Genomic DNA, 13,337 nt, shown 5'->3' with positions numbered 1-13,337 from the left:
CGGAGGAAGCCTGGATGAAAACGTTACTGTTTAGCGCGCTGCTTGCCCTACTGCTCAGTTTTCCGGCCCAGGCTTATTTTGATGTGCAAGGCAGCGGCATTGTGCAGCTCAAGGATGGCAGCAACCGGCTGGTAGAATTTGGTTTTACCTTCACCCGTATCGACGGCCGGAATACCTTTATTGCCGGGCCCCATGCTCTGGCAGTGCAGCAGGTGCCACAAAAGTACTCGTTATCTTTGGTACTGCACAACAGCGACTATGTGTGGGTTGCTGATTTTGCGGATGTGCCGCTGGTGGGGTTCGACTTTAAGATTGCAGGTCACCACATCAGGTTGTACAAAGAGGAAGGGTTGCGCATGCCAGGCAGTTTTGTGATTGAAATTGATGGGATCCGCCATCACTTTAGTCGCAACATCGGCCAGATTGACTTTACCTTTGATCAATCCGGCATCAAAGGCATTGAGCCCAAAAGCTTTTTACGGCCCCGTCAGTAAACACAAAACAGCCTCGCCTGAGTGCTATCAGGACTTAGGCTCAGGCTGCAGCTGCAATCTCGGGATGGTGCCCCAGAGCACACACATCAGGGGCGCCAGCCAGTGAAACCACCAATGAAAAGACACACTGAACCCCTGCCACCAGGCGTAACCCACCGCCAGCCACTGCAAAGCAATCCCTGCAGCCCCAATCAAAAATAATGACCGGTTCAGCCAGCGTTTTGGAAAGCAGGGGATCCAGTTACTGCGCATCGGCTTGCGCTTCCGGTGCTGCCTGTGCAAAGGCGGCAAGACTGTTGCAGTGCTGATAGATGGCCTGAATGGTCGGGTATGGCGTCATATCCAGCCCAAAGCGCAGCGCGTTGTAGACTTGCGGCACCAGGCAAATATCCGCCAGGCTGACGGCATCACCAAAGCAACAGCGGCCGGCACTTTGTTGCAGACGCTGCTCTAAGGCCTGAAAGCCGGTGTTCAACCAATGATGGATCCAGGCAGTTTTTTGCTGTTCGGTAAGTTGCAACGGGCCGGTCAGATACTGCAGCACCCGCAAGTTATTCAGCGGATGAATATCGCAGGCGATATCCAGCGCCATCGCTCGCACCAGGGCGACCTTCTTAGGCTCTGCCGGCACTAAAGCAGGCTCTGGCTGCACGGCATCCAGGTACTCAACAATAGCCAGCGACTGATTCAGTGTCAGCTCGTTATCGACCAAAGTGGGCACCAGCTCAGCCGGGTTCAGTTCCTGATAGCTCGCTTGATGCTGCTGACCACCGTCCTTTACCAGATGCACCGGAATGGACTCGTATGCCATGCCTTTAAGCGCCAGAGCAATGCGCACCCGGTAAGCCGCCGAGGAGCGCCAATAACCATAAAGTTTCATTGATTCATTGTTCCTTTGGTACATTGTTCCTTTGATACAAAAAGAGCTGCCAACGCAGCTCTTTCCTTGATTGATACACACTGCCAAAAGCATTAGCCCTGATAGCGATACTCTACCACTTGCTGGTCGATGGCACCAAAGATACTTTGGCCCTGCTGATCCAGCATTTCAATGCGAATACGATCGCCAAAGCGCATAAAGCTGGTACCCGGTTTGCCATCACGGATGGTTTCAATCATACGGATTTCAGCGATGCAGCTATAACCAACCCCACCTTCAGCAATGGCAGTACCATACTCAGTGCCTTGCTTGTTCGATACGGTGCCTGAACCAATAATAGTCCCAGCACAGAGCGGCCGGGTGCGGGCGGCATGCGCAATCAGCTGGCCAAAATCAAAGGTCATATCGACACCGGCATTGGGTTTACCAAAGGCTTCGCCATTGTAGGTGGACAATAGCGGCAGGTGCAACTTGGCATCCTGCCAGACACCTTCCAGCTCATCCAGGGTCACGGCCACCGGGCTAAAGCTGGACGATGGCTTGGACTGATAAAAACCAAACCCTTTGCCCAGCTCATTCGGGATCAAGCCCCGCAACGACACATCATTGACCAGCATCACCAGACGGATGCGATCACGCGCCTGCTCTGCCGGTATGCCCATGGCGACATCGTCAGTAATCACGGCGATTTCACCTTCGAAATCAATGCCAAAATCTTCACTGGCCACTTCAATCGGTGCATAAGGCGCTAAAAACGCATCGGAGCCGCCCTGATACATCAGCGGATCGGTCCAGAAGCTGGGTGGCATCTCGGCATTACGGGCTTTACGCACCAGCTCGACATGATTGACATAAGCGCTGCCATCGGCCCAGTGATAGGCACGTGGCAATGGCGATGCGCACTGCGTTTGTTCAAACGGCTGGCTGCCCTGCACGGTGCCGGCATTCAGCGCCTGATAGACTTCCTCTGCCTGCGGTGCTTTTTCCGACCAGTTATCCAGCAACTGTTGCAAGGTGGTCGCGATCTGTGGGATAGCGACACAACGGGTTAAATCACGGCTTACCAGCACCAGCTGACCATCACGGCCGCCGGTATTTAATGTTGCAAATTTCATTGTTAATCCTTGTACTGCGGCACTCATTAGTCAGTGCCCAAATCAGATGCCCAAATTATTTAACCTGCCAGCTGTTAACGTAGGCCGGGTTCTCGGTAGCAAGCGCAGCTTCGCCAATCTCCAGCGCATCACGGGTATCCAGCATCACCGCCACTTCATCGGTAAATTTCTTCCGGTACTCCTGGCCAGCCTGAAAGGCTTTCGGATGCGGGCCATGGGTAAAACCGGCCGGATGGAAAGTGACCATGCCCTTTTCGATATTATCGCGGCTGAAGAAATCACCGGCATGGTAAAACAGCACTTCATCGTAATCGTCGTTGTTGTGGTAAAAAGGTACCTTCAAGGCCCCCGGATCGCTCTCAATCGGCCGGGGTACAAAGGTACAGACCACAAAACGCTGCGCCACAAAGGTGGTGTGCGCCGATGGCGGTAAATGATAGCGATGGCTCATCAGCGGCCGGATATCGCGCCAGTTGATCCGCATCACCGCCAAATCACCGTGCCAGCCGATGGCATCCAGCGGGTTGTAGGGGTAGGTCACTACCGAGGTCTGACCGTGACGCTTGATCTGCACCTGCCAACTCTGCTCTGAGTACTGCGCTTTGAAGGCCTCATTGATTTTTGGCGTATCCAGCATGGCCGGGTCAAAAATCGCATGGTTTCCCACCAGGCCTTTTTCCGGCAGCTGGTAGGAGTCGTTGGTGGCTTCAATCATCAGCAGCAACATGGGGCTTTTGGGCTCCAGCCGCCACATGGTACTGCGTGGGATCACCACGTAATCGCCTTCGACAATTTCCAGATGGCCATAGTCGCAGTAGAGATCAGCACTGCCTTCGTGTACAAACAACAGCTCATCGCCATCAGCATTGCGCACCAAATAAGGCATGGTTTCATTAAGGCGCCAAGTGCGCATTTTGCAGTGAGCATTGTGCAGCAACAAAGGCACCTGCCAGGGCGACTCCACCTGATTTTCATTGAGCTGGTTTAAATCGAACAAGCGGGGGCGCAAAGGCCCCTGCCAATCGCTCCAGCCGGTTGGGGCATGGCGGTGATGGAAATGTGTAGCCGGACCAAAAAAACCACTACGACCGGTTTCACGCTCATAAATCGCTTGTTCCGGGAAGTCGGCATGTGCCTGACGCGACACATCACCTTCCCGCAGTGGAAAAGAGGCCCATTTACGCATTCGCTAACACTCCACGCTGGATTTGATCTTCTTCAATCGACTCGAACAAGGCTTTAAAGTTGCCCTCACCGAAGCCTTCATTGCCTTTACGCTGAATGATTTCAAAGAAGACCGGACCAATCACGGTTTTGGTAAAGATCTGCAGCAAGATACCGTCTTTCATTGGCGCGCCATCGATCAGAATACGCAGCTCGCGCAGTTGATCCAAATCTTCCTCATGCCCTTCGACCCGGCTGTTTACTTTGTCGTAGTAAGTATCCGGCGTTGGCATAAAGTCCATACCACGCTCACGCAGGGTACGTACTGTCTGATAAATATCTTCGGTCGTCAGGGCGATATGCTGAATGCCTTCGCCATTGTACTCGCGCAAGAATTCTTCGATCTGTGATTTATCGTCCGATGACTCGTTGATTGGAATACGGATTTTGCCACAAGGCGCGGTCATGGCGCGGGATACCAGGCCGGTGAGCTTGCCTTCGATATCAAAATAACGGATCTCGCGGAAGTTACCAATCTTCTCGTAAAAACCAGACCAGACATTCATGTTGCCGCGCATCACATTGTGCGTTAAATGATCCAGCACTTCCAGACCAACGCCATGCTTGGCCATCTCGGTTTGCCAGTTGTCGTAGTATTTAAAATCGATGTCGTACACCGAAGAGGCGCCGTAGCGATCAACAAAATACAGCAGGCTGCTGCCAATACCGTACACAGCCGGAATATTCAGCTCCATCGGGCCGATTTGGTTTTTGTACTCTTTGGCACCATTAGCAAGTGCATGCTGCAGAGCTTTGGCAGCATCCTGCACCCGGAATGCCATGGCGCAGACGCTTGGGCCATGCTTGCGGGCAAACTCTTCCGCCTGCGAGTTCGGCTGCGCATTGATGATAAAGTTAATATCCCCCTGCTTGTACAACCAGGCCTCTTTCGAGCGATGTTTGGCGACCTCAGTAAACCCAAGCCCATGAAACAAATCTTTCAGCTTTTGAATCCCCTGTGCATCAGCGGCGGTGTATTCAACAAACTCGAAACCATCGGTACCTAAAGGGTTATACACGTCTTGCATGCGACATCTCCACGATCTAATTATGCTAATTATGCCCAGTCTCTGCAGCCTGGCTGCGGTTGGCGCTATCTTGCTTTAGTTTGACCAGAATGAACATCCACTGTCATTTTTGCTGGCATCACAGCGGCCGCCAAAAATCGTAAAGAAATAAGTACAACGCAGGGTTTTATGAGGTATTCAGCAGGTAACAGCCACCAGCCTGCTTGAGCTGGCGGCTCGGAGTATCGTTTTACGCACAAAGTGGCATTAAATTTTTACAGTCTTGCGATTTATGCCGTAATCACGCAGTTTATTGGCCACCGCGGTATGGCTAAGCCCCAGCTTTTTTGCCAGTTGCCGTGAGCTGGGGTACGCCGGGTACAACTTGCGCAGCAAGCTGGCTTCAAAGCGTTTGACCGCTTCATCCAGGGTGCCATCAAAGTCCTGCTCCAGATATCCAAAATCACTGGTAAAGCTGGGCAACTGCAGGTGCTCTTTATCCAGTTGATACCCTTCCAGCAGGGTGACCGCCCGGTACAACGCATTCTCCAGCTGGCGCACATTGCCTGGCCAGGGGTAGCTTTGCAAAAACTGCACACAACTATCGCTGAGCTTGGGTGCTTTACGCCCCAGCCTGGCTGCAAAACGGGCAACAAAATGTTCGGTCAGCGGCACGATATCCTGCTTGCGCTCGCGCAGCGCCGGCAAGGCCAGCGTGAACACATTGAGCCGGTAATACAGATCTTCGCGGAATTTGCCTTCCTGCACCATGGCCGGTAAGTCTTTTTGCGTGGTACAAATCACCCGCACATCGACTTTCACCTCGTTTTCATCGGCGACACGGCGAAAGGAGCCATCCTGTAAAAAACGCAGTAACTTGGTTTGCAGCTCACGCGACATCTCGCCGACTTCATCCAGAAACACAATGCCGCCATTGGCCTGTTCAAAAATGCCTTTTTTGCCCACAGTGGAACCGGCAAAGGCATTAGGGCCATAGCCAAACAGCTCGGACTCGGCCACATTATCCGGCATCGAGGCACAGTTCACCGCTAAAAAGGGTTTGCCTGCCCGGCTACCGGCAGCATGGCAAGCCCGCGCCAGCAGCTCTTTGCCGGTACCGGTTTCGCCGGTGATCAACAAAGGCCCATCCAGCAGTGCCATTTTTTTGGCTTCGCGAATGACTTTCCGCATTTGCGGGCTGTGCGCCTGCAGCGTTTGAAAACTTTCCTGATTGCCCTTGTTAAAGGCGAGCATATGTTGGCCCAACCGGCTTTCCGATTTCAGGTTGATGACCGCACCGGCCAGCACTTCATGACCGCTTTCATCCGGCACCATCACCGGCAATAAATCGGCAATAAAGTGTTTGCCCTGAATTTCGACCCGTCGGGTTTGTGCCAGCACATCATCGCTTTCCAGCCAGCGCAAAAAATTAAAGCCTTTCACCAAACCCGGCAGCAACTCGCCTTCAATGGCTTTGCGCTCGACGCCAAGCGCTTCGAGCGCTGCATCGTTAATCACACTGACCTGTGCCTTGGTATCGATGCCAATAATGCCATCCGGCAGTGTTTTTAACAGCGTAGTCAGCTCGTTTTGATGACGCTCCGAAGGCATAAAAGCGGTGGTTTTGACATCCGCCACGCCTGGGATGCGCCGCATCTTGGCCATCAGCTCCTGAAACTGTTCAAAGTGAATGCTGGGAAACGAGACAAACATGCGGCTGGAAGCAGCATCGACTTCGATGCCACGCAAATCCAGTTGATAACTGACCAGAATATTCAGGATTTCCTGAGCAATGCCTAATCGGTCCTGACAATGTATTTCAAGGCGCATAACGATGGTGTGACCTCATGCTTAACCAGTTGCTGCATCATACGATAAAGCCGTTCGGTTAGACCAGAATTTTTGTAAAGAAATATGAACATCTTGTCTTAACAGACGTGGTTTGTCATAGTAATCGAAACGAAGTAGTTCTAAGGTCATTATGGAAGCCAATATTTTTACCCAGGTTTTTCTGCCGGTGGCGCTGGCCGTGATCATGCTGGGGATGGGCTTATCGCTCAAACCAGTGCATTTTAAACAACTCTGGCAAACTCCCAAACCGGTGCTGACCGGCCTTTGCATGCAAATTATCGCCATCCCGGCACTGGCCTTTCTTCTGGCTTATCTGCTACAACTGCCGCCTGAGCTGGCGGTGGGTTTGGTACTAATAGCAGCCTGTCCAGGTGGCCCCACCTCCAATCTGATTGCGCATCTGGCCCATGCCGATACCGCGCTTTCCATCAGCCTGACCGCTATCAGCAGCCTGATCGTGATTATCAGCCTGCCGCTGTTGGTGAATCTGGCCTCCTTGCTGTTTTTGGGGGAAGGTCAGTACGTGGCCCTGTCGGTACCCCGCACCGTGCTGCAGCTGTTGGTGATTATTTTACTGCCGGTGTCAGTTGGCATGTGGTTACGCGCCCGTTGGCCGGATTTTTCCAGACGCTGCCAGCAACCGGTGAAATGGCTCTCTTCGTTCTTTTTAATTGCGGTGGTAGCAGGCGCCCTGCTGCGTGAAATGGACAGGCTGCTGGGCTTTTTCCTCGCCATTGGCATCGCAGCTTTGTTGCTGAACCTGCTGAGCATGCTGGCTGGTTACCTGGCGGCTCGCAGTATTGGCTGTCATGGCCCGCAAACCCGCTCCATGACCATCGAAGTGGGGATTCAAAATGGCACTTTGGGCATCGCCATTGCGACGTCCCCACTGCTGCTAAACAACAGCACCATGGCCATCCCATCGGCGATATACAGCCTGATTATGTTTGCTTCCGGCGCGGTGATGATCATCTGGGGATATCGCAAAAAGCAGGCTTAAAAAAAGTCCGGACCAGCCGGACTTTTTAACGTGACGATGAAGCCGATCGATTACGCAGCAAAGGCTCTGTCGATCAGCAAATGCAGGTAGCCGTAATGATGACGAACGGCATCCGTTGACCGGCGCGGAGCAGAGAGGCTGCGGATGTAACGCAACTGTCCGACCGCCGCCGCCTGGCTGAGATGATCATACTCAGAGTCATCTTCAAGCCCGGAGATCTTAATCAGACGATTGACGTATTCCACCTGCAGATTCTGGCTAAGGGTGGTCAAGTCGCCCCGGAAGATCCCTTTCGTTAAATCACTCAGCATTTCGGTCAGGCTGTAGTCATTCCCATACAAAGCCGTATCTGAAATACGCTGCAGAACCTGTTGATGCAAAATATGATCAAGCACATTGCGTTGCATCCCAAGGATCATCCGGTGCATGCGTGGATCTTCGTTGTTGCCACGATGGCTAAAGCCACGCCGTTGGGCATGCATGTACGCCAATACCGGCTGCATGCTTTCCAGTGTATCTGCAGCGAATACATAGCTGTTCAACGCCGCCATAGCCTGACGCTGGATAGCGCGCGGTACCGGCTGAAAAGGAGTCACATCCTGATGCTGCCCGACAAAAGCACGCTCGACGTAGACACCGCCAATGTAGCGGCTCACCACATTCGCCTGGCCTGCGTACTGACCAAATAACATGTTGGCACTGGTTAACACGCGTTGGTGGGACTCGCCATCAACACGTCCTTTATCCAGCAACTGGGAAAACTCATAGTTGACCCGCTGCCAGCGATCTTGCGCATAGGCAATAGGATCAGAGCTCATGGCACCAATCATAACGCGCGGATCGATATGCCGGCCAGGTGCACGCATGTCATCGGCATCATTGCCAAAAGCCAGTTCAGGTAAATGCGAGCGGTTTAAAATCGCTTGCAGCCGCTGCTCTTCCGCTTCGGCATCATCCAGAGCGACAGAGTAGCCATACTCAATGGCCCATATATCGTAAGGACCTGGTTTGTAGCTGTAATAATCGCCCTGCTCCACACCAACCGGTGCAATATTGACCGGGTTGTAATCCATCACCGAGCCAGACAGCACGCCTTGCGTCAGAGACGCATCGTGCACTTGCTGATTGTTCCATAAACTGTGTGAGCGCATGTTGTGATTCAACCCCAGGGTATGGCCAACTTCATGCATGATTAAATGCCGCAGTGCCTGCACCAGAATTGGATCATCTTCGATGTTGTCGTACATGCGTTGATCCGAGGCAAGCCTTGCCACGATATGCCCCATCTGCAAAGAATGGCCCAGGCTGCAGTGCAACTGATGCTCATCATGCGAGTGATGCTCTGCCATCAGGTTCGCGCCACCTGAAAATAACTCGCCCAGGGTCCAGCGGTTCGACATAAAGACAAATTCAAGCATGATGTTTGAGCTGATGATTTCACCGGTTTTCGGGTTGGCTAAAGACGGACCGTAGCCGCCAAACGGTGGGCGTGGTGATGAGGTCCAGCGCAATACATTGTAATTCACGTCACCTGCGTCCCACTCGGCATCATCTGGCTGCTCTTTCACCACAATGGCATTCTTAAAGCCAGCCGCTTCAAAGGCAATGTTCCAGTCTTCGACGCCTTGGCGGATCGCATTGCGCCACTGATGCGGCGTGGTATTCTCTATCCACCACACAATGGGTTGTACCGGTTCAGACAGCTTGGCCTGAGGATCTTTTTTCACCAGGTTCCAGCGATTGATCACATCTCCCCATGGCGTCCACTCGGGGTTGGTCATCTGATCAAATTGTTGTGTAAAGTAGCCAACCCTTGGATCATCCCGGCGCGGCTGATAATCATTATCAGGCATTTCAATAAAGGAGTGCTGCAGACTAATGGTGATAAAGCGTGGGTCAGCAATGGCCGCAGAACCAAACACAACAGGTTCTTCATTGATAAACACATAGTCCACCACCACGTCCATATTGCGCTCATACAAACGCTCACGAGCAATTCGTGAACGGTCGGTATTTAAGGTTCCCAGCGAAAAACGTGGTCCGGTCTGATTTGGGTTGGCCCAAGGGGTAATGCGATGCAAAGCCTGGCTTTTAAACAAAGGATCGGCTTTTAGCAGGATCCGGCCATCGTCATTGGCTTCAATATCCAAAACCGCCAACAGGGCTTCGCTGCGGTTAGCCTGAGCGGCACGGCTCAGAGGGTTACTGCTATCAAATACATAGCGCGGATTCCAACTGACAACTTCAATGCGCTTAAAGTTACGGCGAAACTCAATCAAGCGCGTTTGCCGAAAATTCCCCCGGTAGTGACCGGCCTCTACCACGCCATCCATCGTCTGAGCATGATAGATAAAAGGCTGGTTCAGTTGCGACTCACGCAATGACAACATGGTCTCACCAGACTCCATGTTGCGGTAAAAGTTGAACAAACCTTGCTGCACCTTGAGCTCAGAGACAAGGTCGCTGTAACTTTTGCTTTCACTTTTATTGTTTTGATCTGCCATCACAGGCTGTAGCAAAAAGCTGATCGCAACCACACTGGCAAGCGCCGACCGCCGCAGCCCGGCAGAAGAAAAAATCATCATGTTATCAGGTCCAATAGTTGGGAAAGTTATAGAGTGATGAAACAGTACGACATCGGGATCAACAACGATCAAAGGCAAGAGCGCTGACTATCCAGCAGAAGATTTTCAGTGTTCATGCACCGGCTTGCAATGAAAAAGGGGCTGAATGCAGTATTAGAGCGTCAGAATACACGTCGAGCCTGGCGACGGGCTGGATTGCCTTGGGAAATAGCCTGAGCCCAATTAAGAAAAGCCTCACACACGAGGTTTACACCAAATTTTGCTGAACCCTGGGATCGTAGCCCAGCTGTTGCTAAACATATTCTTGGTCGGAGAAGTGACCGCCACGGAACTGCCTAGGCGATCGCCATGCAGGTAGTGCACGGTTTCGGTGTTGTTGCTGCGCCGGATCACCCGGGCATTGCCGACCCCCGAAACTTGTGCTCGATGACACCACCCGGCAATTGCACCCGCTCGTACAGGCTGCGAACAGGATAAGTTATTATTCAATGAGTGCATGGCACTAAGGTCACATACTCCGGGTTAAAAACAATCTCTGATTTTGCATCAAACCCTTGCGTGATCCACCAAGGACTGGGATGCAAGATCCCGCACACAGGCAAATCCGCGAGCCAACCGCTCTGCTCACCAGATAAGATGCTCACTTCAATCCGAAGACAGTCACCTGTTGAACCCCGCCCTTGTTTCATCACTCTGACTATCTGGAGAACACTGCCTGTTGCTAAAACCGTTTCAGGATCTTTGCTGATACAACGTCCACCTGATAATCGAGTTGATATTAAGTAATCCCCAGTACCAGCAGGGCAGTTACTTTTATGAACGAATGCACTGGTATTCGTTCGTAAACAGCTGCCAACCAGATCGGACGATAGGTTTTTAGTGCCCGTACAACCGGCCACAGACAACCCCAAAACTACCCAGCAAATTCGTTTTAAAGTTAACATCCAGCCCCCAGTTTTCTTGGTAACCGCCTACAGTACAAATTTTATGTTTACGGCCCACCCAATTCCACCAATTAGGACTTGAAACATTGCTTGTTTCTGGCCGCATGAGTGTCATGGCGCGGGTGCCACAAATCATGTCCATGCTGGCACAGTAGCCATTACTACCTGCCGCAGGATAAGCAAATCCGGGCAGGGATAAACGGGAGAACACTGTTAATTACCGCAAGGAAGTACATACTCTTTCTTCAATCGAATCGCATCTCCACGTTGCCAAAGAGGATCTTCCAGCCAGCTTATATGATCATTTGAAAAACAAAGAGGAATGAATACTTCTCTGCCAGAGGTTTCATTGCCTTTCACTTTTACTACGACTTGAGGGCAAAACCCAGCGCTACCCCATTGCTGTTGCCTTATATCAAAGAGCCTAATCTGAGCCCCTTGTTCTACATCACTTACATTTCCTTTGAAACAGTAACTCTCATCCGGTGATAAAATTAAACCACCAAGGCTCCAGCATCCATTCTCACGGATTTTCATATCTTGCTGTAATATATAGCATTGTCCAATCATGTCGGAATAAGGGGCTTCTCCGGATAAAGTAACTACACCGGTACAAGCCGTCAGGCCAAGTGGTAGAGCAAGCAACAGTGCCCGCCCTCTGTTTAATGTTTTCGCTGTTGCCATTGTCGTACATACTCATCAAAGTTGTGGGAAGCCCAAATGCTGTTAGGCTTGGTGAAATGCATGGTACCTACACGCAACGGATTCAATAACCCGCCACCGCAAACCGGATCGGTACTGATGCATGCACCAGATGTTCCAGAAGCAGGATACGCAAACCCTGGTAATGAATACAAAGTCCCTGACTGAATAAACCCTTGACGCACCAGATTATTTACTCGCCATGCACCAAGACTATGCCCGGTTAAATGCCCTGTGTAACCAGAACTCACTACACTTATTGAAACCGCATCAAGCAATCCCTGAGCATTGAGTAGAGAGTCATTGATATCCCAAAGCACACCGATGGCACCACCCCAGCTTCCCAACAAACCATTTTCTCTAGTGGTAAAACCCGTAACCTGTTGCTTATCAGGATTATAAGTCGTCCCGGCAATAGCCAGACCCAATTTGGAGTTAAGCCCCAGAATCAGATTTAACTCTTGCAAGGTTAAACCATTTTTCGCAGCAAAACGTGCCAGTTCCTGCTGTGTTTTGTACTGACCATACTGGCCAACCGCATTTTGCGCCCAGCCTCCAATATCTTGCCCCCAACTTCCTTGCAAATACATCAGTGTTTGCCCTAATGCCGGGTTGCTTGCAGCTATCACCATGGTGCCAACCCTCATGGCTGCTTGCTGCGCTGACATACTGCCTGCTTCTGCACCAAATACCCATTGTGTAGCACCAGCCATAGCGGCTGAGCGCAAAGCACCGGTAGATGAGGCTCCATATGCTCGCTGTACTTGATATGTCCCATAAGCTGCACAAGCAGGCGCTGCAGGCCTGCAGAATGCTGAGCCTACGGCTACCAGTGCATTACTAACCTCTGGGCCTACTGCTTTGAAAAAGCTTCGCTGCACTCGCTTCGCCGTATTGTGCATCTTTTTGAAGAAATACCCACTAGGATCTGTATAACTCATCGGGTTATTCAGCACATAGCTGTAGCGGTTGTAGTTTTGCATATTCAGCGGTGCCTGAATAAAGGGATCCGGCTGCATAAACCGGCCGATAAAGGGGTTGTAGGTCCGCCCGCCCATATGCACCACTTCAAAACCTTTCACTATCCGGTGGCTGGTAAAGCCCCGGCTATCGCTCGGCAGGCTGTAACCCGCCAGCCCACTGTGGCTGTGCACGGCAAACTGCCGGCCCCAGGGATCGTAAGTCAGCTGCTGCAGCACCTGTTTGGCTTGCGAGGTTACCGCCACGGTGGAGCCTAAGCCATCGCCATGCAGGTAGTGCACGGTTTCGGTGTTGTTGCTGCGCCGGATCACCTGGGCATTGCCGACCCGAAACTTGTGTTCAACTACACGGTTACCTCGGGCAACGATCTACCTTCCGATGATCTAAGCCTCCACCTTGGGTAAATGGCCCAATTACTTCCTCTAAAAATGCTTGGACCGCTGGACTGTGTTGCTCACCACGCAACTTAAGTAACACAAGCATAGCTTCATCCTGATGTAGCCCCCTCAGTGCCCTTATCGCATTTTGTGCCAATCCATCCTGCTCATGCCGGA

Annotated in this window: 11 protein-coding genes; 2 read left to right on the top strand and 9 right to left on the bottom strand. The window is 51.8% G+C overall.

Going from position 1 to position 13,337, the window contains the following annotated elements; genetic code table 11:
• Positions 1–14: 14 nt before the first annotated feature.
• A complete protein-coding gene (locus tag QWY20_RS00055; RefSeq protein ID WP_330126998.1) occupies positions 15–494 on the top strand; it encodes a hypothetical protein in 480 nt (159 codons plus the stop codon).
• 27 nt (positions 495–521) lie between these two features.
• Here the strand turns inward: QWY20_RS00055 and QWY20_RS00050 are convergent, their stop codons facing one another.
• From QWY20_RS00050 to tyrR, 6 genes are all read right to left on the bottom strand, one after another.
• Positions 522–746, bottom strand: a complete 225-nt coding sequence (locus QWY20_RS00050; protein ID WP_330126997.1) for a hypothetical protein — start codon at positions 744–746, stop codon at positions 522–524.
• Positions 736–1,374 carry a maleylacetoacetate isomerase gene (maiA, locus tag QWY20_RS00045; RefSeq protein WP_330126996.1) on the bottom strand — a complete coding sequence of 213 codons (639 nt, stop codon included), beginning with the start codon at positions 1,372–1,374 and terminating at the stop codon, positions 736–738. The genes QWY20_RS00050 and maiA overlap by 11 nt, the downstream gene beginning before the upstream one ends.
• A gap of 92 nt (positions 1,375–1,466) precedes the next feature.
• On the bottom strand, positions 1,467–2,489 hold the full coding sequence (locus QWY20_RS00040; RefSeq protein ID WP_330126995.1) for a fumarylacetoacetate hydrolase family protein: 1,023 nt from the start codon (positions 2,487–2,489) through the stop codon (positions 1,467–1,469).
• A gap of 55 nt (positions 2,490–2,544) precedes the next feature.
• Positions 2,545–3,675 (bottom strand): homogentisate 1,2-dioxygenase, encoded by a 1,131-nt coding sequence (locus QWY20_RS00035; protein ID WP_330126994.1) that lies wholly within the window; start codon positions 3,673–3,675, stop codon positions 2,545–2,547.
• The gene (hppD, locus tag QWY20_RS00030) at positions 3,668–4,741 is read right to left on the bottom strand and encodes a 4-hydroxyphenylpyruvate dioxygenase (protein ID WP_330126993.1); all 1,074 of its coding nucleotides are present in this window, start codon (positions 4,739–4,741) and stop codon (positions 3,668–3,670) included. Before hppD ends, QWY20_RS00035 begins: the two co-directional genes overlap by 8 nt.
• Before the next feature lie 246 nt (positions 4,742–4,987).
• On the bottom strand, positions 4,988–6,550 hold the full coding sequence (gene tyrR / locus QWY20_RS00025; RefSeq protein ID WP_330126992.1) for a transcriptional regulator TyrR: 1,563 nt from the start codon (positions 6,548–6,550) through the stop codon (positions 4,988–4,990).
• 151 nt (positions 6,551–6,701) lie between these two features.
• Here tyrR and QWY20_RS00020 point away from each other — a divergent pair, with 151 nt between their 5' ends.
• Positions 6,702–7,571: a bile acid:sodium symporter family protein gene (locus tag QWY20_RS00020; RefSeq protein ID WP_330126991.1), complete on the top strand. Its 870-nt coding sequence runs from the start codon at positions 6,702–6,704 to the stop codon at positions 7,569–7,571.
• A 50-nt stretch (positions 7,572–7,621) separates the two neighbouring features.
• On the opposite strand, the gene QWY20_RS00015 is transcribed toward QWY20_RS00020, so the two are convergent.
• From QWY20_RS00015 to QWY20_RS00005, 3 genes are all read right to left on the bottom strand, one after another.
• The gene (locus QWY20_RS00015) at positions 7,622–10,075 is read right to left on the bottom strand and encodes a zinc-dependent metalloprotease (protein ID WP_407935385.1); all 2,454 of its coding nucleotides are present in this window, start codon (positions 10,073–10,075) and stop codon (positions 7,622–7,624) included.
• 1,238 nt (positions 10,076–11,313) lie between these two features.
• On the bottom strand, positions 11,314–11,784 hold the full coding sequence (locus QWY20_RS00010) for a hypothetical protein (protein WP_330126989.1): 471 nt from the start codon (positions 11,782–11,784) through the stop codon (positions 11,314–11,316).
• The gene (locus QWY20_RS00005; RefSeq protein ID WP_330127324.1) at positions 11,763–13,001 is read right to left on the bottom strand and encodes an RHS repeat-associated core domain-containing protein; all 1,239 of its coding nucleotides are present in this window, start codon (positions 12,999–13,001) and stop codon (positions 11,763–11,765) included. Before QWY20_RS00005 ends, QWY20_RS00010 begins: the two co-directional genes overlap by 22 nt.
• Positions 13,002–13,337 lie beyond the last annotated feature (336 nt).

Source organism: Alkalimonas cellulosilytica (assembly GCF_036325985.1).
Classification (GTDB): Bacteria; Pseudomonadota; Gammaproteobacteria; order Enterobacterales; family Alteromonadaceae; genus Alkalimonas; species Alkalimonas cellulosilytica.
The sequence above is the reverse complement of the archived record's forward strand: the minus strand, read 5'-3'. Positions and strand labels throughout refer to the sequence as shown.